The 20,055-nt window shown below is 71.1% G+C and carries 16 protein-coding genes and 2 pseudogenes; 16 read left to right on the top strand and 2 right to left on the bottom strand.

Annotated features, from left to right (window positions below; genetic code table 11):
- The first annotated feature begins 116 nt into the window (after positions 1-116).
- The 4 genes and pseudogenes from HUV60_RS11240 to HUV60_RS11225 all read left to right on the top strand — a co-directional run bounded on the left by HUV60_RS11240 (position 117) and on the right by HUV60_RS11225 (position 4,567).
- Positions 117-293: a hypothetical protein gene (locus tag HUV60_RS11240; protein WP_257847571.1), complete on the top strand. Its 177-nt coding sequence runs from the start codon at positions 117-119 to the stop codon at positions 291-293.
- 617 nt (positions 294-910) lie between these two features.
- Positions 911-1,580 (top strand): annotated as a pseudogene (locus HUV60_RS11235) (transposase family protein); the annotation flags it as partial.
- 774 nt (positions 1,581-2,354) lie between these two features.
- The gene (gene uppS, locus HUV60_RS11230) at positions 2,355-3,092 is read left to right on the top strand and encodes a polyprenyl diphosphate synthase (RefSeq protein ID WP_443047513.1); all 738 of its coding nucleotides are present in this window, start codon (positions 2,355-2,357) and stop codon (positions 3,090-3,092) included.
- Positions 3,089-4,567: an oxygenase MpaB family protein gene (locus tag HUV60_RS11225; protein ID WP_257847572.1), complete on the top strand. Its 1,479-nt coding sequence runs from the start codon at positions 3,089-3,091 to the stop codon at positions 4,565-4,567. The genes uppS and HUV60_RS11225 overlap by 4 nt, the downstream gene beginning before the upstream one ends.
- A 167-nt stretch (positions 4,568-4,734) precedes the next feature.
- Here the strand turns inward: HUV60_RS11225 and HUV60_RS11220 are convergent.
- Positions 4,735-4,860, bottom strand: a pseudogene (locus HUV60_RS11220) (hypothetical protein); the annotation flags it as partial.
- Between the two features lie 35 nt (positions 4,861-4,895).
- Positions 4,896-5,354 carry an integrase core domain-containing protein gene (locus HUV60_RS11215; protein WP_257847573.1) on the bottom strand — a complete coding sequence of 153 codons (459 nt, stop codon included), beginning with the start codon at positions 5,352-5,354 and terminating at the stop codon, positions 4,896-4,898.
- A 613-nt stretch (positions 5,355-5,967) separates the two neighbouring features.
- On the opposite strand from HUV60_RS11215, the gene HUV60_RS11210 reads away from it, so the two are divergent.
- The 12 genes from HUV60_RS11210 (at position 5,968) to HUV60_RS11155 (ending at position 20,015) form a co-directional block, all read left to right on the top strand.
- Positions 5,968-7,605: a SpoIIE family protein phosphatase gene (locus tag HUV60_RS11210; RefSeq protein ID WP_257847574.1), complete on the top strand. Its 1,638-nt coding sequence runs from the start codon at positions 5,968-5,970 to the stop codon at positions 7,603-7,605.
- A gap of 369 nt (positions 7,606-7,974) precedes the next feature.
- Positions 7,975-8,967, top strand: a complete 993-nt coding sequence (locus HUV60_RS11205; RefSeq protein WP_257847575.1) for a TIGR03557 family F420-dependent LLM class oxidoreductase — start codon at positions 7,975-7,977, stop codon at positions 8,965-8,967.
- Positions 8,968-9,211: 244 nt separating this feature from the next.
- Complete coding sequence (locus tag HUV60_RS11200; RefSeq protein ID WP_257847576.1) at positions 9,212-9,643, top strand: NfeD family protein; 432 nt, start codon at positions 9,212-9,214, stop codon at positions 9,641-9,643.
- 4 nt (positions 9,644-9,647) lie between these two features.
- Complete coding sequence (locus tag HUV60_RS11195; RefSeq protein WP_257847577.1) at positions 9,648-10,700, top strand: SPFH domain-containing protein; 1,053 nt, start codon at positions 9,648-9,650, stop codon at positions 10,698-10,700.
- A gap of 254 nt (positions 10,701-10,954) precedes the next feature.
- Positions 10,955-11,452 (top strand): CocE/NonD family hydrolase C-terminal non-catalytic domain-containing protein, encoded by a 498-nt coding sequence (locus HUV60_RS11190; RefSeq protein WP_257847578.1) that lies wholly within the window; start codon positions 10,955-10,957, stop codon positions 11,450-11,452.
- A 318-nt stretch (positions 11,453-11,770) separates the two neighbouring features.
- Positions 11,771-13,351 carry a S8 family peptidase gene (locus tag HUV60_RS11185; protein WP_257847579.1) on the top strand — a complete coding sequence of 527 codons (1,581 nt, stop codon included), beginning with the start codon at positions 11,771-11,773 and terminating at the stop codon, positions 13,349-13,351.
- Between the two features lie 191 nt (positions 13,352-13,542).
- Complete coding sequence (locus HUV60_RS11180) at positions 13,543-14,325, top strand: DUF4190 domain-containing protein (RefSeq protein ID WP_331461983.1); 783 nt, start codon at positions 13,543-13,545, stop codon at positions 14,323-14,325.
- A 263-nt stretch (positions 14,326-14,588) separates the two neighbouring features.
- A complete protein-coding gene (locus HUV60_RS11175) occupies positions 14,589-15,341 on the top strand; it encodes a GntR family transcriptional regulator (protein ID WP_257847581.1) in 753 nt (250 codons plus the stop codon).
- Between the two features lie 378 nt (positions 15,342-15,719).
- Positions 15,720-15,908, top strand: a complete 189-nt coding sequence (locus tag HUV60_RS11170; protein WP_257847582.1) for an SPOR domain-containing protein — start codon at positions 15,720-15,722, stop codon at positions 15,906-15,908.
- Between the two features lie 97 nt (positions 15,909-16,005).
- Positions 16,006-16,422: a (deoxy)nucleoside triphosphate pyrophosphohydrolase gene (locus HUV60_RS11165; RefSeq protein WP_257847583.1), complete on the top strand. Its 417-nt coding sequence runs from the start codon at positions 16,006-16,008 to the stop codon at positions 16,420-16,422.
- Positions 16,423-16,612: 190 nt separating this feature from the next.
- Positions 16,613-17,011: an ATP-binding protein gene (locus HUV60_RS11160; RefSeq protein WP_257847584.1), complete on the top strand. Its 399-nt coding sequence runs from the start codon at positions 16,613-16,615 to the stop codon at positions 17,009-17,011.
- A gap of 289 nt (positions 17,012-17,300) precedes the next feature.
- On the top strand, positions 17,301-20,015 hold the full coding sequence (locus HUV60_RS11155; protein WP_257847585.1) for a SpoIIE family protein phosphatase: 2,715 nt from the start codon (positions 17,301-17,303) through the stop codon (positions 20,013-20,015).
- Positions 20,016-20,055: the final 40 nt, after the last annotated feature.

The raw sequence follows: 20,055 nt of genomic DNA, 5'->3' as shown, positions 1-20,055 counted from the left end.
CTACAACCACAGGAGATCCCGGTCATGGCGCTGGTGACGCCCACCTGACGGATCTGCAACACGTGCCCGGGGCTGGCCCCACAACATGAACGGCCAGCCCCGGACTGGGAGAAACTATGACAAACAAAGCAAAGCAAACCTCACGAGCGATGTTCTGGACCGGGGTACTCGTCTTCGCCCTAGGGATCACCGCATCGCTGCTCTACGGGCACATGGACGGCGAGCGGCTCTTCTTCTGCTCGACAATCATCCTCGGGGTCGGCTGGGTGGTCGAGAAGACATCAAACGACTGAACTGCACACCCGCCTCAGCGACAGGGCCGTCCTGTTAGCGAGCAGCCAAACGGGGCTGTGGAAAACGAGGGTCGTTCCCGCTCGATAACGACAGCCCTGAGCGCGGGGAAGTCGGGTGCAGCTAGCCCGTCGCAGGCGCTACCGGCCGTAAGCCTGGCCGGTAGCGCCTTCCGCGTTCCGAGTGCGGGATACGAATACTTGTCCGCAGTGAGGCGAAGCCAGGGCCCCGGGCTTCCTGGGCGTAGACCGGCAGGAAGGAAGCTGAGGGCGTCAACCTCGCGGACCGCCGACGCTGCGGAGGCGGTTCTGGCGGCGCCGTTCCGACAGAGCAGTCAACCCGAAGATCAAGCCCATGACGAGCCCTGTGCTCAGCGGCAGCACGAGATCGCCAAGGAAACCGTCGGTTTGGCTCAAGGCCATACAAGAAAGGGTGAAAGGTAGGCCCGTACACAAAGCTACGAGAAGGGGGTGCCGGGCACCCCACCGCCAGGGCCCCGGCGTTTGCCCGGCTCGTCCGAACTTGGGTTGATTGATGCCGGCGGTGGACCCCGGAAGTAGGCGAACACGGCCCCTGCGGATCATGGAGTTCTCTACGCTTCAAGATCCATGAAGGTGCCGTGTTCGTCCCACCATCATCCCCCCTCACTCCTCCCGTCTGTCCCTCCCTCTGTCTGTCCCTCCTCCCGTCTGGAAGCCCTGGGTGCGGAGGTCGCGCGGGATCAAGTCCGCAGCCCGGTAGCCGAGTTCGAGTCGCTCACCGGTCCGCGCGGAGCCGGCGGGGTGCGCTACCGGCTCTCCTCCCTGCTCGCCCTGGTGGTCTGCGCGATGACACCCGCGGGCCACGACTCGATCACCGCCGCGGCAGAGTGGTGCCGGCGTGCGGCCCCCGAGGAACCGGCCGCCTCCGGCCTGCCCTACCACCCGCTCCAGGGCCGCTTCCGGGTGCCGGGCGAGAAGACCCTGCGCAGCGTGCTGGGGCGCCTCGATCCGGCCGAGCTCAACGCGGCCGGGTTCACCTACCTGAAATCCCTGCTCCCCGACAAGGGCGCGACTCCCCCGCCGCTGATGCCGGACGGCGGCCAGGAGCGGGAACAGCGCCGGGCCCACCAGGCTGCCACCCAGGCCGATCCGGTGCGCCGCAGGCGCCGGGCGATCACGGTGGACGGCAAGTGTCTGCGCGGTGCACGACGCCCTGACGGCAGCCGGGTTCTCGTGCTGTCCGCGGTCCGCCACGGCGACGGCATCACCCTCGCCCCGCGTGAGACCGGCGCGAAGGCCGCCGAGGTGACGCTGCGCCTGCCGGGCGCGGTGGCGGTCCTCACGTCCGGTGCCGAGGACATGGTCAAGCCGTGTGGGCAGCGGGTGCGGGGGCGTCGGTCCGTGGGCGCGTGCGCCCGTGGCTCCTCTGGTGGTACGGCGGCGCTTCCCGGGCCTCGACCCGCTTGATCGCCCATAACCGCCGCGGGTCTGGCGCACGCGGTTGCGTTGGCCTCCTGCCGGGTGCGACGTCGAGAGGGCCGGCACATGTCTGAACGGGCACGGCCGGGACCTGTTCGCAGGCGGGCCGCCGCCCGACCGGATCGTCACGGATCGACCGCGTCCCGGTGGGCAGACGGACGGTCCCATCGAGGAATCCGGCACCGTACATCCCGGCGGGTCGCTCGTAGCCGGCCGGGGCACCCTGTCGGAGCGCGTTCGGCCCGCGCCCAGTCCCCGGCGGACGGCGGCTCGGTGGGCAGGGGTGTGCGAGGACCTCGGCCGCAGTCACCGGTGGGACGCTACCCGGCACCTGCGCGGAGACTTGGACATACGAGCCAAGGGTGACGGTGCCCCGTATCGGCCTGTCAGGGCTCTTCCGCGCTGCCAAAATCCCGGCAGGGAACGCACCGGTGGGGGCACGGGCGAGGAGGGGTGGGCGTGAACGAGCACGGCACGACCGGTCGTGCCGCTCCGCGCGGGGCGAAGCCGGGCACGACGGACCACGGCGTCCCGGGCGGACGCACGGCGACGGAGGGCCGGCCGGGCCGGGAACGGCAGAGCGACGGGCCGGGCGGGCAACGGCTGGGCGACGGGCCGGCGGCGCGTGCGGTGCCCCGACACGTGGCGTGCGTGATGGACGGCAACGGCCGTTGGGCGGAGCGGCGTTCACTGCCGCGCACGGCGGGCCACCGGGCCGCCGAGGCCACCGTCATCGACATCATCGAGGCGGCCCGGGCCGCCGGCGTCGAGTGGCTCAGCCTGTACGCCTTCTCCACCGAGAACTGGAACCGGCCCGGCGACGAGGTCGACTACTTGATGTGCCTGGTCCGCCGGGTCGTGCGGAAGCACGCGCCGCTGCTGCTCGCCCGCGGCATCCGCTGCCGTTTCCTCGGGGTGGCCGACCCGCGCGTCCCCCGCGAACTGGCGCGGGACTTCGAGGACCTGACGACGCTGACCGGCGACAACCGGGGGATGACGCTGACCGTGGCCTTCGACCACGGAGGGCGCCGGGACATCGTCGAGGCCGCCCGGTCACTGATCCGCAACGGGACTCCCGCGGACAAGGTGACCGAGCGGCTCTTCGCCGAGCACCTGCCGTTCCCCGACACCCCGGACGTGGACCTCGTCATCCGTACCTCCGGCGAGCAGCGCATCTCCAACTTCATGCTCTGGAAAGTCGCCTACGCCGAGTGGACCTTCCCCGAGGTGCTCTGGCCGGACTTCCGGGCCCCCGACTTCCTCGCCTGCCTGCACACCTACCGGCGCCGCGACCGCCGCTTCGGCGGCCTACCGCCCCGGACGAACGGAGACCCACGATGACGACAGGCACGCCCCGTACAGACACCACGCCTCCGGATGAGGGGCCTCCCCTGTTCAGTCCGGACTCTCGGTTCCACGCGTTCTTCGACGACCCGCGCTGGGCGCTCGCCATGATCCGTGCGACCGTGCTGGAGGCGGCCCACCCGCAGATCGGTGCCGCACTCGTCGACAACTCCACCTTCGTCGCCCACCCCTGGCGCCGGCTCCGCAACACCTTCCTCAGCATGCGGCGCATGTTCAGCGCCGATTGCGCGGTACGTGAGCGGGAGGCCGCTCGCCTCAACCGGCTGCACGCCCGCATGAGCGGCTCCGACTCCCGCGGCCGGGCCTATGACGCGATGGACCGCGCGGCCCGTGCCTGGGTGGTCGCCACCCTCTTCGAGAGCGCCGTCACCATGTGCCGACTGAGCGGCCAGCCGCTCGACCAGGACACGATGGAGCGGATGTACGCCGAGTACCGCGCGTTTCTCGCCGCCCTCGACGGTGACGCCGGGGAACTCCCCGAGGAACTTCACGACTTCTGGCAGTACTTCGACCGGGTCGTCGAGGACCAGTTGGAGAACACCGAGGCGGCCCGCGTCATCCTCTACCGGCTCTTCGACCACCTGCCCGCCCCGGCGCTGCTCGACGGCGCGCCAACGCTGTGGGCGGCAGGCCGGGCCGTAGCCGGACCACTCCTCGGAGCCATCACCGTCGCCTCGCTCCCCGAGCCGTACCGGCGCCGGGCCGGCCTCCCGGAGATGCCCGGCGCCCAGGCCCTCATGCAGGGCGCCTACCTCGCCGCCGGACTGGCCCGCTTCCTGCCCGAGGGCTGGCTCAACGCCGAGAGCTTCATCGAACTCCTCTCGCTCTCGCCCGGGAGCGACGACCCTCGCGCCCGGACTGTGGCCGCCCTGCGCGGCCGCATGAAGCGGACATCGGCCCTGCTCCGCCTCCTCACCCCGCTGGGCGGCGACCCCGCTCCGGACCCGGCGTCCGCGACGCGCACGGGGGAGGGCCGGCGCTCGGCGGAGGAGTTCTTCCGCCAGGTGCTGGACCAGACCGGTGACGGCCACCTCGACTGGCCGGACCTCGCCGCCATGGCCCGCGAACTCTCCACCCGCCTCGACCTGGACGAACCCGAGGAGACCCGGCTCTACGACGCCTTCGCCGCCTGGTGGCGCGAACTCCAGGCCGCCCTCGACACGGACGGCGACGGCCGCGTCAGTGCCGACGAGTACGCCGCCGCCGTCCCCTCCCTCGCCGGCCCCGCGCTCATCCGCGTCGCCGAGGTACTCTTCGACGCCACCGACAGGGACGGCAACGGGACCATCAGCCCGGACGAGTACCGGTCCCTCTTCCGCACCGCCTTCCACCGCGACCTCGCCACCACCGACGGAACCTACGGCCGCAGCGCCTTCGTGGGTGACTTCCTCTCCTTCATGTCCGCCCGCCGCACGAGTACCCCGTACGACCCCCTCCTCACGGACGCCTGACGGCGGTCCAGCCTCCAGAAGAGGCATGCCCAGGTGCTTGCACGCAGGGCCGCGCGGGGAGCCTCCTAGTCCTGCCGCACCCGACCCGCCCCATGCGATGGCCGGGTGCGGCAGGATACTCGTCGTCACCCGCGAGGGTGGCCGTCGCTTCTGCTTCGGCAGGGCCGTCAGCCCCTGACGCCGCCCTTGACGTCGCCCTTGACGTACCGCTGTACGAACTCGTGGGCCAGGTCGCCGAACTGCTCACCGAAGACCAGGGACCGCTCGACCGTCTCGCGGAAGTGGACACCGCCGCACTGAGGCGTCCCCCGGAGTGGGGACACGGGGCTCATGCTGCGCGTGTGACTCCGCGTTCTCTCTGATGCTGCTGTTCGAACTCGGCAGGTGAAGGGGAGTGGAGGGCGTTGTGGTGCCTTCGGGCGTGGTGGTAGGTGAGCCACTGGAAGATCTCCAGCCTTGCCTGGCACATCGTCGAGAACAGCTTCTTGTGCACCGTCTCCCTCTTGAGCCCCTGCCAGAACGATTCGGTGAGGGCGTTGTCACCACTCGAGCCGACTCTGCCCAGGCTCCTGCGGATCCCGACACCGTCACAGACCTGCGCGAACGCGCCCGACGTGTCCTGCGAACCCCGGTCCGTGTGGAAGATCACCCCGGCCACGCTGCCGCCCCGCGTGGCCGGGGCCGTCCTCAGGGCGCCGGTGACCGGTCCGGCCCGCACGTGGGAGGCCATGGAGCAGCCGAGCATCGGCGTGAGCAGATGTCCAGGACGCAGGCGAGATACAGCCACGAGCCACCGACCTGCACGCATGTGATACCGCCGCACCACTTCTCGTTCAGTTGCTCGGCGAAGAAGTCGCGTTGGACGAGGTCCGGGACGGGCGGTGCGAGGCGGTCCGGGACGGTGGCGCGCCTGCGCCGGCGCAGGCGGCGGCCCTCGATCCGGTGCAGACGCATCATGCGAGGAAGACGGTGCGACTTCGTGGCAGGCGGGTTCGAACCGGTATGCCGGTGGTGCGCATGAGAAGAGGCGAGAACAGGGGCATGTGCGGTGGATCGGTGTCCCGTGGAGGGCACAGCCACCGCATGACCGGCTTGGCCACGGGCAGATCCCGGAAGCGGACCGGAGCCTGGCCGCACGGGAGTCCGGCGAGTGGTTCCCGGACGCGTGTCCGGGGCGAGCACGGCATCGCTCACGCCGGCGCGAGTGGTGTGTGGAGATGACCGGCGGTTGATCTTTTCCTGCAGGGGGCTGCGTATGCGAGTACCTTTCCCGGGGAACTCGAGCAGGTCCGCACCCGCCGAGGAGGGCCATGGACGTAACCGGCGCCGGCACGGGAGATCCCCCCGTGTCCGGTCCTCAGGCGTGCTCAGGCGCCCTGCGCGGTGCAACGCTGGAGGACATGCGGACGGCTGTCGTCGTCGTCGACGACGGCGGACTCATCGTCTCGGCCAACGGCGCGGCCCAGAGCGTGCTGGGCCGCGGCTTCGAGGAACTCGTCGGGCGGGATTCGCACGACCTGCTGCACCGCGACAGCCACGGGCACGCCCCGCCCCGCGCGCGCTGTCGGCTCAGGGGCGCGCTTCTCGCCGGGAGGACCGAGCACGGTGACTCGGAGTGGTTCGCCCGCGGGGACGGCACGCTTGTCCGGCTCTCCTGGCTCGTCGCGCCCTGCTCCTTCGGATCGGAGGAGCAGGGCGCGCTGGTGCTGTTGTACGGATCGGACCGGGGCGTATCGGACGAAGGCGTCGACGAGGCCCCGGCGCCGCTGACGGAGCTGGACCGCCTGTCCCTGCTGGCGGAGACGACCACCCAGCTGACGTCCACCTTGGATGTGGACGAGGCACTGCGTCGGCTGGCGGCCCTGACGGTGCCCCGGCTTGCGGACTGGGCGGTGATCGATCTGCTCACCGAGCGGGACGAGGTCCGGCGCGCCTTGGTGACGGAGCACAAGGACGGGATCCTGGTCGAGCGGGAGGACCTGCAGGGACCCATGCCCCCTGTGCCGGAGGAGTCCCCGATGCCCCTGTCGCGGGCCCTGCGTGGCGCCGCGTCCTCTCTTGCGGACCCTGCTACCTACCTGGGCCCGCCCGATTCCGGAATCGCGGTGGAGCAGGGCCGCCTGTTCGCCGGGACGGGCATGCACTCCGCGGTCATCGCGCCCATCCGGGGACTGCGCGACGTGCTCGGAGCCCTGACCCTGGGACGCTCGAAACGTCCTGGCGCCTTCACCGCCGCCGATCTGCCGCTGCTGGAGGACATCGCCCGCCGGGCGGGCCTGGCGCTGGACAACGCGCGTCTGTACCAGCGTCAGCGCAAGGTCGCCGAGACCATGCAGCGTCACCTGCTGCCCCAGCTCCCCACCGTGCCCGGGGTGGAGATGACGGCGCGGTACGTCCCCGCTCCGCACGCCTCCTCTGTCGGCGGTGACTGGTACGACGTCTTCGCCCTGACCGGCAGCTCCCACGCCCTGGTCATCGGAGATGTCGTCGGGCACGACCTCGACGCCGCAGCCGGCATGGCGCAGGTCCGCAACATGCTGCGGGCCTTCGCGTGGTCCCAGCCCCAGGCCACGCCCAGCGCCGTCGTCACCCAGCTCGACGACGCCGTGAAGCACATAGCCGAGGTCCCCATGGCGACCATGATCCTGGCCACGCTCGCTCTCGGCGACGACGAGCTGTGGCGACTGTCCTGGACGAACGCCGGCCATCCTCCTCCGCTGCTGGTCAGCCATGACGGTCGGGCCCGCTATCTCACCGACGCCCACGGCATTCTGCTCGGGACCGGAATGGTCCGGCCTCGTCCCGACACCGTCACCGTCCTGCCGCCCCGCACCACCGTCCTGCTCTACACCGACGGCCTGGTCGAGTCCCCGCACCACTCCATCGACCATGGACTGGACCGGTTGCGTCGCCACGCGGCCTCTCTTGCCCACCGTCCTCTGGAGTCCTTCTGCGAGCTGCTGCTGGAGCAGGTCCGCCCCGACGACAACGACGACGACGTCGCCATGCTGGCGCTGCGCATGCCCACTCGTGCATAGACCGGCGGCCACGACCGGCCCGTAGCGACGTCCTGCCACCCGTTCGGACCTCCTGCGCGCGCCGGTTACCGGGAGTACGTGCGAGGGCGCAGGCACCCGGCAGCCCTTCCGCCGCATCAGCGCCCACCTCGCCCCCACGGGGCTGTACAGGGCGGGTGCCCGCCACTGCGCCCCCGTCCCCGGCCGCTTCACCTGCTGACGGCTGACCTGGGCGGCGTGGTGGTGGAGGCGCTTCAGAGCGTCCACGATCAGGGGAGGTTCCAGCCGGTTCCGTCCCCGGCCAGGGGGCGGCCAGGTGTTACGCCTGACACCAGGCGGGTACCTCTGTGCGGACAAAACGACCGCGGCGCACGAGGGAACGAGAAACACATGAAGGTGGGTTACAAGCTGGCCGCCGAGGCGTTCGGCCCGGCAGAGCTGGTACGGCAAGCGGTTCTCGCGGAAAAGGCGGGCTTCGACTTCGTCGAGATCAGTGACCACTACCACCCCTGGCTGGACAACCAGGGACATTCACCGTTCGCCTGGACCGTCCTCGGGAGCATCGCGGCCAGGACCTCACGGATCGAGCTGGCGACCGGCGTGACGTGTCCCACCGTGCGCTACCACCCCGCGATCATCGCTCAGGCCGCGGCGACCCTCGCCCTCCTCTCGGAGGGCCGTTTCGTCCTCGGCGTCGGCTCGGGCGAGCGGCTCAACGAGCACGTCGTCGGCCGCGGCTTCCCCGACGTGGTCCGCACCCGGCACGAGATGCTCAGGGAGGCTCTGGAGATCATCCGGCTGCTGTGGAGCGGGGGCTACCGGTCCTACGAAGGGAAGCACCTGAGGCTGGAGGACGCCCGGGTCTTCGACCTCCCCGAGGAACTCCCCCTGATCGCGGTGGCCGCCAGCGGCCAGGTGTCGACGCGTATCGCCGCCGAACTGGGCGACGGCCTGTTCGCCACCGAGGACAAGCCGGAGATCGTCCAGCACTACCGTGACGCCGGCGGCACCGGCCCGTGCTACGCGGAGGTTCCCATGGCCTGGGCGCCCGACGCGCACACCGCGGCGAAAGCGGCCCTGGAGACCTCGCGATGGGCCCTGACGGGGTGGAAGGTCATGAGCGAGCTCCCCAACCCGGTCAACTTCGACGCGGCGACGACCACCGTGCGCGAGGAGGACGTCCTGGAGAAGTTCGCCTGCGGCGCGGACCCCGCCCGGTACCTCGAGGTGGCGCAGCCGTTCGTCGACGCGGGTTTCGACATGCTGGTCATGCAGAACGCCGGCCCCGATCCCGACGGTTTCATCGACTTCTACCAGAGCGAACTCGACGGGCGCATCCGGCAGCTGAAGCCGAACGGCCCGCAGGCCCGAACCGGTTCGTGAGCCGAACGGCACGTGGCGGGCAGTGCTCCCCGCGCGGGCCGTCGGTCACGTGGTCGATGCGCGGCCGCATCTTCTCCCCATCAACGGGTAAAGTGGCAGCAAACCTCGGGATTCTCGCTTGCGGCAGGTGTTCCGTGCGCCTTCGCCGTGTTCGGCGGGGTCCAGGGGGTATCGGGGCCGTTCCCATTGGGTTCCAATAGAGGGTCCGGCCCCTTGTACCCGCGCCGTTCGGAAGAGGTGCGCAATGGATCCATGGCTGATCTGGTTGATCGTCGCAACCGTGCTGGCGGTGGCGGAGGTCTTCACCCTCACTGCCGCTCTCGGAATGCTGAGTGCCGCCGCTCTGGTCACGGCGGGGTCCGCCGCGATCGGGCTGCCGGTTCCGTTCCAGTTCCTGGTGTTCGCCGTCGTGGCCATCGCCACCGTGCTCTTCGTGCGACCCGTCGCGCTGCGCCGTGTACGCCGGCCGCAAGTGGCGCGATTCGGTGTGGACGCGCTGGTGGGCAAGGCCGCCTCGGCTGTCACGGAGGTGACGGGCGTGGGTGGCAGGGTGCGTATCGAGGGTGAGGAGTGGACGGCCCGCGCGTACGACGAGACTCTGGTGATTCCTCCCGGAGCGACCGTCGATGTCATTGAGATAAGTGGTGCCACCGCGTACGTCTACCCCCGGGACTGAAACCATGGAGACCTCAGCATTTCTCATCGCCGGCCTGATCGTCGCGCTTTTTGCGATCTTCACCGTGGTGCGGACGGTGCGTATCGTTCCTCAGGCGCGTGCTCGTAATGTCGAGCGGCTCGGCCGTTACCATCGCACCCTGAATCCCGGCCTCAATCTCGTCATTCCCTATATCGACCGCGTCCACCCGGTGATCGATCTGCGGGAGCAGGTCGTCTCCTTCAAACCGCAGCCGGTCATCACCGAGGACAACCTGGTCGTCGAGATCGACACCGTCCTGTATTTCCAGGTCACCGACCCGCGGGCGGCCTTCTACGAGATCGCGAGTTTCCTTCAGGCCGTCGAGCAGTTGACCGTCACCACCTTGCGCAACGTCGTGGGCTCCATGGATCTGGAGAAGACGCTCACCTCACGGGACACCATCAACAGCCAGCTCCGTGGCGTGCTGGACGAGGCCACCGGTAAGTGGGGGCTGCGGGTCAACCGGGTGGAGATCAAGGCCATCGATCCGCCGCAGACCATCAAGGACGCGATGCAGAAGCAGATGCGGGCCGAGAGGGACAAACGGGCCGCGATCCTCGGGGCCGAGGGACAGCGCCAGTCGCAGATCCTCACCGCCGAAGGCGACAAGCAGGCCGCCGTCCTGCGGGCGGAGGGCAACCGTACCGCTGCGATCCTCCAGGCGGAGGGCCAGTCCCGGGCCATCGACGAGGTGTTCCAGGCCGTGCACCGCAACGATCCCGACCCCAAGCTGCTCGCCTACCAGTACCTCCAGACGCTGCCGCAACTCGCTCAGGGCTCGGGCAACAACTTCTGGGTCATCCCCAGCGAGATCACCTCCGCGCTCCAAGGCGTGTCCCGGGCCTTCAGCGAGGAACTGCCCAAGTCGCCGGCCACCCGTGAGAGGCCGGTCGACGACATGGCCGCCCAGGCCGCCAGCGACACGGCGCAGGCGGCGGAAGCGGCCGCCGAGGCCGTCGCCGACGCGGCCAAGGCCGACGGCGCCGCCCCTGCCGCCCCTGCCGCCCTTCCGTCCGATCCGTCTCCCCGGCAGTAGCGGCCGGTGACGACAACTGCCTGGCCGCCTCGGAGGTGGCCGGCGGTGTCCGTCCGCCCGGGGCGAGTGGGGCCCGGTGCGCGCTCGGCGACGAGCCGGACCGGTCGCGGGCCGACGGGAGCCTGTTCCGCGGTGCGGCCCGGACCGTTCTGAGCACCGGCGTCGCCTCTCCGTCCGCTGCGGGAGCGACGCCGTCCATGACCTCGGCGTCGTCCCGGACGAGAAGCTGCCGGCCGACCGCGTCGTCGGCGGACTTGACCGCAAGGACGCACCTCTTCACGGAGAGCGACCGGCCCGACACGAACTTCGTTCTGCGTGTGTGGGACGAAGCCCCGGACGGCAGGCGTCGCCTCATCACGACCGCCTACCTCAAGGCCTCCCACCACGAGTTCGACGAGGAGCGCACCACCGAGGGCGACCCCTTCCACCCGCACACCCGCGCGGTGCCGGTGGAGCAGGGGAGGGGTGAGGAGCGCGTACCGCGGCTCCGCCCGTTCACCGCGACGTTCATGCCGGGCCACCGGCCGGTCGCGGAGCTGCCGAACGCCGAGCCCCTGGCCGACGCGCACACCGCGCCGCTGCCGCCGGACGCCTTCCACCTGCCGGTGGGCCGCCCCGTCACCCGCGAGATCTACCGCGGCGCCGCGCACCCGTCCCGGCTCGTGCTGCCGTTCACGACGGTCATGGAGGCGCACGCCGCCGGGCAGGGCTCTGCCCGCGACCACGAAGCGGACCGGCGCAACAGCCTCTGACGCACCGTCACCACGCCGCCGGGTCCCGTGCCCCCGGCAGTCGCGTCGTCGTGCCTCTTCCGGCGGTGCGATCCGGGGTCGCCCGGGCCGGCGTGCCGCTGAATGTGTCGGCTGCATGGCGGTGGTGTTTCGTTCATGCGGGCCCTCTTGTGCAATTCCTGTGGAACCCTCAATCTTTCGGCTGACGCACGCAGTTGCTCCGGCAGTAAGCATTGACATGCCCACGCCACTAATGACCGGCTATGCCCCACCCGCGGCACGTGCGTCACCGGCACCACCCCCCACAGCAACGCACCCCGACTGAGGAGGAACCCTCACATGGCGTTGATGCGTCACCCCCACCGAAGACTGGCCACTCTCGGCGTCGCGACCAGCGCGGCACTCATGGCAGGCCTCGTCTCCGCGCTCCCCGCCGGCGCGGCCCCGGCCGCCGCCGAAGGCCACATCCAGTACGAGGGCGCTGCGAACGCCGTCAGCGACAGCTTCATCGTGACCCTGAAGGCGGACGAGGTGAAGTCCGGCTCCGCCGAGGGCCGTGCGGTGGTCAAGAAGTACGGCGCCGAGATCGAGCGGACCTACACCAAGGCGGTCAACGGCTACGAGGTCGAGGCCTCCGAGGCCGAGGCGAAACGTCTCGCCGCCGATCCGGCCGTCGCCTCGGTGGTCCAGAACCGCACGTTCCACACCACCGCCACCCAGACCAACCCGCCCTCCTGGGGCCTGGACCGCATCGACCAGGCGAACCTGCCGCTGAACCACTCGTACACCTACCCGGACTCGGCCGGCGAGGGGGTGACGGCGTACATCATCGACACCGGCGTCCGCATCTCGCACAGCGACTTCGGCGGCCGCGCCTACAACGGCTACGACGCCGTCGACAACGACAACGTCGCCCAGGACGGCAACGGCCACGGCACCCACGTCGCGGGCACCGTCGCGGGCAACGCCCACGGTGTGGCCAAGAAGGCCGACATCGTCGGCGTTCGCGTGCTGAACAACGCCGGTTCCGGCACCACCGCAGGGGTCGTCGCCGGTATCGACTGGGTGGCGCGGAACGCGGTCAAGCCGGCCGTCGCCAACATGTCCCTCGGCGGCGGCGCCGACAGTGTCCTCGACGCTGCGGTGCGCAGCGCGATAAACGCCGGCATCACCTTCGTCGTCGCGGCGGGCAACGAGTCCACCAACGCCTCCACGAAGTCCCCGGCCCGGGTGGCCGAGGCGATCACCGTCGGCGCCACCACCTCCACCGACGCCCGCGCCAGCTACTCCAACTACGGTTCGGTCCTGGACATCTTCGCCCCGGGCTCCTCCATCACCTCCAGCTGGCACACGAGCAACACGGCCACCAACACCATCTCCGGTACGTCCATGGCGAGCCCGCACGTCGCCGGAGCGGCCGCCCTCCACCTGGCCGGCAGCCCTTCGGCCACCCCCGCCCAGGTCTCCTCCGCGCTGACCTCCGCCGCCACCAGCGGTGTCGTCGGCAACCCGGGCAGCGGTTCCCCCAACCGCCTGCTGAACGTCGGGGGCGGTGGCACCGCCCCGCCGCCCACCGGTGACCGTTTCGAGAGCACCCAGGGTGTCGGCATCGCCGACAACTCCACCGTCGAGACCTCGGTGACCGTCTCCGGCGTCTCGGGCAACGCACCCTCCGACCTGGCCGTCGAGGTGGACATCACCCACACCTACATCGGCGACCTCCGGGTCCAGCTGGTCGCCCCCGACGGCACGGTGTACACGCTGAAGGCATACGGCACCGGAGGCAGCGCGGACAACATCGACACCACGTACACGGTCAACGCCTCCTCGGAGACCGCCAACGGCACCTGGACGCTGCGCGTCAGCGACAACTACCCGTACGACACGGGTCGGCTGAACGGCTGGGCCCTGCAGTTCTGACCGACGGGACCGGCGTCCCGGGCAGGTGCCCGGGACACCGCCTCGCCGTCCTCGTCCCCGTGAGCGGGTTCCGGACCGCCGGTCCGGCCGTCCGCTCACGGGGACGAGGCGTGTGGACGGGGGTGCGGTGCCCGGTGCGGGCGGCTCGGACGGGGGTGCCCCCAACGGTCCTGTGGGACGGCACGCTTACGATGTGCGGAGCCATGTGCCCCGCACGGCGGTCCGCGCCGGCGCATGCACCACCTCCCCGCAGCAGCACGGCAGAACCAGGAGCACGGCAGAACCAGGAGCACGGCAGAACCAGGAGCACGGCAGAACCAGGAGCACGGCACCCGTGTCCATATCCCCGCCCTCCGTGCCCCAGCAGCCCGAGGGCGCCCCGGGGCAGCACCCCCAGGGGCAGTAACCCCATTCCCCGGCCCCAAGGGCCGTACGCGCCATCGCCGTTCTCCCAGGGCCCGTACGGGCTCCGGCCTCCGCCCCGCTTCAACGGGCTCGCCGTCGCCTCGCTCGTCCTCGGTCTGCTGTGGTTCGTGCCGGTCGTCGGGCTCGTGCTGGGGATCGTCGCGCTGGGGCAGCTCCGGCGGCGGGGGGAGCAGGGCCGGGGCATGGCGAGGGGCGGGATCGTGATGTCCTCCGTGTCGCTGGTGACGTGGATCCTGCTCGCCGCGCTCCTCGCCGTCTTCTGGGACGAGCTCGACGAGGTCCCCGTGACGGGCGGCACCGGGGTCCACACCTTCGCCGACGGCGACTGCTTCGACTCGCCCGGAGGGCTGGTGGGCTGGGCGACCGAGGCCGACCGGGTGTCCTGCGAGGGGGAGCACGACGGGGAGGTCCTCGGCACCGTCCGTCTGCCCGACGGTCCCTCCCCGGGCGACGACAGCCTCTTCGACACCGCCGGCGAGCGGTGCTACGGCCTCGAGGACGCCTACGCCATGGACGGCGGGGCCCTGCCGGCCGACGTGGACGTGTAGCACCTCACCCCGTCCAGGGACGGCTGGGACTACGGCGACCGCCCACGTTCGACGAGGACGACAGCGAGGGCGGGGCTGGGGGCGGCGGGGCCGACGAGGGCCGTATCGAGGCGTGAGGGCCGCTGCAGCAGGGAGAAAGCGCCTGCGTAAAAACCCCCGCCGAGGCGTGTCATCACAACAAGTGATTCTCTGGCCTTCGCTTGCCTGGTACAACATACGGTTGCCACTCTGTCGCTGTCCGTACAAGCTGATGGGAGTGGCCAGTGACATTCGGTGAGCAGCCGGCGTATCTGCGCGTCGCGGGTGATCTCCGTAAGAAGATCGTCGAGGGTCGGCTGCCCCCGCACACCCGTCTTCCGTCCCAGGCGCGGATCCGCGAGGAGTACGGCGTCTCCGACACGGTCGCGCTGGAGGCGCGCAAGGTGCTCATGGCGGAGGGCCTCGTCGAGGGCCGCTCCGGTTCGGGGACGTACGTCCGTGAGCGGCCCGTGCCCCGGCGCGTGGCCCGTTCCGGGTTCCGCCCGGAGCATGGCGCCACCCCGTTCCGGCAGGAGCAGGCGGACGGGGACGTGCGCGGGACCTGGGAGTCGAGCAGCGAGCAGGCCGAGGCCCGCGGGGACGTCGCCGAGCGGCTCGAGGTCGAGCCGGGGGACAGGGTGATGCGCACCCGGTACCTCTTCCGGGAGGCCGGCGAGCCGATGATGCTTTCCACCTCCTGGGAGCCGCTCGCCCTGACCGGCCGGACGCCCGTGATGCTGCCCGAGGAGGGCCCCCTCGGCGGCATGGGTGTGGTCGAGCGCATGCGCGCCATCGACGTGATCGTGGACAACGTGACCGAGGAGGTCGGCGCCCGCCCCGGCCTCGCCGAGGAGTTGGCGCTGCTCGGCGGTGTCCCCGGCCATGTCGTCCTGGTCATCCGGCGCACGTACTACGCCTCGGGCCGTCCGGTCGAGACGGCCGACGTGGTGATTCCCGCCGACCGGTACCGGGTTGCCTACCGCCTCCCGGTGAGGTAGCCGGACCGGCGGCCGTCACGGACCGCGGTCCCGAGCCGTCGTCGACCCCGGATCACTCCCTCTGCGCCCCGTCCGGGCACGGGCTCGCCCCGACGGGCAGTGACGTGCCCGTCCGGGCCTCGTATGAATCTGGCCGTTCTCGCAGGTGGCCGTCCGGCGGCAGGCACGGGGGCGGCATGCCCCTGACCGGATGCGTCGAGCTCGCCCATGGCGCGTTCGTGGTGATGCGCCCCCCGCGTGCTGGCCGGTTGCGTACCTTTTTGTGTGAACCCATGTTCGCTGCGTGAAGGTAAGGCGTAGGCTCGGGCATATGCGGACTGGGGATTCCTTACCGGGCGGGGCGCTGCGCAGGCTGCGGACGGGAAGCGGAGGGGTGCGATGAACGACAGCACGGCCCCGCTTCCCTGGCTCGTGGTGCGACAGGACGACAACGGCAATCGCTATCGCGTGGGCCGGTACGCGACCCGCGCCGAGGCGCAGAAGATCGCGGACAGCCTCGACGGCCGCGGGCACAAGCAGTTGTACTGGGTCGAGCGCATGGGGCGCACCGCGACACCCTCCGACTGACCTCCCCTCCTCGGCTCCCACGGGCCCCATCACATCGTGGCCCGTCCCGTCCCGTCACGTTCGGGGCGGGATCCTGAACCCCCGTAGGCTCCGGCGCATGAGTGAGCGGATCGTGGTGGTCGGTGCGGCCCTGTGGCACGGGGGCAGGCTGCTCGCCGCCCGCCGCAGCGCCCCCGCCGACCTGGCCGGGCGTTGGGAACTGCCGGGCGGCAAGGTCGAGCCGGGTGAGACCGAAGACGCAGCCGTCGTAAGGGAGCTGCGTGAGGAACTCGGTGTGGACGCCGAGGCCGAAGAGCGTGTCCCGGGGGAGTGGGCACTGAGGGCGCCGTATGTGATGCGGGTGTGGACCGCCCGCCTGTGCCCCGGATCCGCCGCTCCCGCGCCCCTCGAGGACCATGACCGGCTGCGCTGGCTGACTCCCGCGCAGATCTGGGACGTCGACTGGCTCGGCCACGACGTGCCGGCCGTGCGCGACATGCTCGCCCATCTGGACCTCACCGCGCGGGGCGTGTGAGGTACGCGCCGCGGTGGACGGGGGTGCGTGCCGTGCGCCGCGTCACCGTCCCGCATGTCACGACGTGGTGTCGCGGAAGGTATTCGACCGCCGGTGCCGGGTATGGGCCCATTAGTCCCATGAGGTCGGGGGGCCGTGGAACGGGGCACGGGCGGTGGGCGGGCCGTCGGTGAGGGACGGAGGTGATCCGGTGGTCGACACGGAGGGCGACCACGTCACGTGGACCTTTCCTGCGGATCCGGGTGCCGTGGGCGCCGCGCGTTCCACGGTCCGGGCCCAGTTGCACGGCTGGGGCCTCGGCTGCATCGATGACCAAGCGGCCCTGCTGGTCAGTGAACTGGTCACCAATGCCCTCCGGCACGCCACCGGCCCCATCGACGTCCGCCTGCTGCGTCCCTCCGGCCTCGACCGGGTCCTGCGGGTGGAGGTCTCCGACCCGCTGCCGGACCTTCCGCACGAGCGGGACGCCCGGCCCGAGGACGAGGGCGGGCGCGGACTGCAGCTCCTCACCCGTACCGCCCGACGCTGGGGCACCCGGCCCGACGGCATGGGCAAGACCGTGTGGTTCGAACTCACCGTGCCGAAGTGAGCGTTCGCCCCCGGCTGAAAAGAGGCGCCGTACCGCTCCTCGCCGGGGTACGCACGGGCCGCTCCTGTCGAGCGACCGTTCAGGCCCCGGACGGTTGTCGAAGAAGGAGGTTCGATGACGTGTCCGCTGGTTAGAAGACTGGGAGTGTTCTCACAGGCCAGACCGAAAAGCATCGGGACGGTGCTGTGATCGTGAACACCGTGTGGTGCGGCGCCGTAGTGCTGGATACTGCGGGCAGCCGCCCCCGGTGACCGGTGCCGGACGCGGTGAGCTGGAGGGGACGGTTCGCGTGAGCGAGATACCAGCGAAGGCCACGGAGTCCAAGGACCCGTCGGGCGGCGCAAGGGCCGAGGCCAAGGACGGCCTCTCCTCCGGCGATGCCTCCTCCTCCGCTCCTCTCGGAGATCTCCTGCCCGCCGGTGACGTCTCGTCGGCGGGCGGGACCTGGCAGGTCAGTCCTCCCGGCTCCATGTACGAGTACATCAAGGTCGCGTCCTTCTCCATCGGCCCCGACGGGCTGGTCGACCAGTGGAGCCTGCGCGCCGAGCAGATCTTCGGCATCCCGGCGGAGCGGGCGCTGGGGATGGATCCCATCGCGGCCTTCATCGACCTGGACCGGCGTGAGCAGGGCCAGCGCAAGATGGCCGAGATCCTCGACGGCCGGGAGTGGACCGGGGTCGTGCCCTTCCGCCTCTCCGACACGGGGGAGGACGGCGAGCCCGGTGGTGAGGCCCTCGCCGAGGTCTACGTCATGCCGACGCGCACCGAGGAGGGTGAGAAGGCGGCCGTCTGCATCGTCGTCGACGTGCGTACCCTACGCAGCATCGAGACCGACCTCGCCGCTTCGCAGGCCATTTTCGGCCAATCTCCTTTCGGTTTTCTGCTGATCGACCCCGACCTGCGGGTTCGCCGCGCCAACGAGCGGTTCGCGTCCATCTTCGGAGGCACGCCCGACGACCACCGGGGCAGGGACGTCCACAGCTATCTGCCGCGTGGCGAGGCCGAGCGGGTCGACGCGACCCTGCGCAGGGTGCTGGACACCGGCCGGTCCGTCACGGACATGCACGTCACGGGCTTCGTACCGGGCTCCGCCGGACGCCGTCACTGGTCCATCAACCTGTACCGCGTGCACAGCGGCAACGGCCGCCCCATCGGCATCGCATGGCTGGGAACGGACATCACCGCCCGCCGCGCCGCCGCCCGCGAGGCCGCCAACGCGCGGCGCAATCTCGCCCTGCTCAACGAGGCAGGTGCCCGGATCGGCAACTCCCTCGATCTGGAGACCACGGCCCGCGAACTCCTCGACGTCGCCGTCCCCGGCTTCTGCGACCTGGCCACCGTCGACCTCTACCAGGGGCTGCTGGCCGGCGACGAGACTCCGCCGGGCCTCGCCGACGGCAGCGCGGAGGTGCGCCGCGTCGCCTTCGCCAGCGCCGTCTCCGACGCGCCGTTCAGCGTCACCGGCGAGCCCGTCGAACTCGGCGCCGTCCACCACTACGCGTTCAACTCGCCGTGCGCGGACGCCCTGCGCACCGCCCGCCCGCGGACCCTGCCGGGCGAGGACGGCGGACTGGTGCGGTCCACGCTCGCCGTGCCGATGGTCGCCCACGACACGGTGGTCGGTCTCGCGCAGTTCGCCCGGACCAAGGGCAGCGAGCCGTTCGGGGACCGCGACCGGGACCTCGCGGTGGAGCTGGCCGCGCGCGCCGCTGTCTGCATCGACAACGCCCGCCTCTACCGGCGCGAGCACGAACGCGCCCTGATACTGCAGCGGTCCCTGCTCCCGCCCGGCGACCCGGAGGCGTCCGGCCTCGACATCGCCTGCCGGTACCTGCCCGGCAGCCCGGCCACCAGCCGCCCCAGCGAGGTCGGCGGCGACTGGTTCGACGTCATCGAACTGCCCGGCCACCGCACCGCGCTGGTCGTCGGGGACGTGATGGGACGGGGCCTGCGCGCCGCGGTGGCGATGGGTGAACTGCGCACCGCCGTCCGCACCCTGGCCCAGCTCGACCTCGAACCCGCCGAGGTCCTCTCCCAGCTGGACGAGATCGCCCGTGGCCTCGGCGCCCCCGGAGGCGTCCAGCAGGCCACCCGGGCCGCCCGCCGCCCCCAGGAGGCCGACCTCTCCGAGGTCTACCTGGCGACGTGCGTCTACGCCGTGTACGACTCGGTGACCAGGAGGTGCACCTTCGCCAACGCGGGCCACCTGCCGCCGGTCCTGGTCGAACCCGGCGAGCCCGCGCTGATGCTGGACGTGCCGCCGGGCCTGCCGCTCGGCGTCGGAGGGGAACCCTTCGAGGAGGTCGAGGTCGAACTGCCCGAGGGCGCCCTGCTCGCGCTCTACACCGACGGGCTGGTCGAGAGCCGCGACCACCCCCTCGACGAAGGGCTCCAGGCCTTCGTGGGCGCGCTCACCGACCCCGCCCGGCCGTCGGGCGACGACCACCACGACGGCTCGGCGCCGCCGCGCGCCGACACCCGGAACCTGGAAGACGTCTGCGACCACGTCCTCAACACCCTCGACACCCACCACGGCGAGGACGACATCGCGCTGCTGATGGCACGTGTCCAGGGACTGCCCGCCGACTCCGTGGGCGACTGGGCGCTGCCGCGCGAACCCCGCAGCGTGGGCCGCGCCCGCGAGTACGCCCGTACACAACTGCTCGCCTGGGACCTGGAACCCCTCGTCGACACCACGGAACTCCTGGTCAGCGAGCTGGTCACCAACGCCCTGCGGTACGGCGAGGGCGAGATCAGGCTCCGTCTCCTGCTCGACCGCACCCTGGTCTGCGAGGTCTGGGACGCCGGTCTGGTCCAGCCGCGCCGCCGCCGCGCCCGTGACACCGACGAGGGTGGCCGCGGCCTCCAGCTCGTCGGCCTGCTCAGCGCCGCCTGGGGCTCCCGCCGCACCCCCCGCGGCAAGACCGTCTGGTTCGAACTCCCCCTCCCCGGCCTCGACACCACCCTGACCGACCCCGTAGAGGCCCTTCTGCGTCTCTTCTGACACCCGGTCACCGAACGGCCCCCGCATACCCTCGCCGTAC

This window comes from Streptomyces sp. KMM 9044 (assembly GCF_024701375.2).
In the GTDB taxonomy this organism is placed as follows: Bacteria; Actinomycetota; Actinomycetes; order Streptomycetales; family Streptomycetaceae; genus Streptomyces.
Note: the sequence above shows the minus strand (reverse complement) of the source record. Positions and strands in the feature narration are given on the sequence as shown.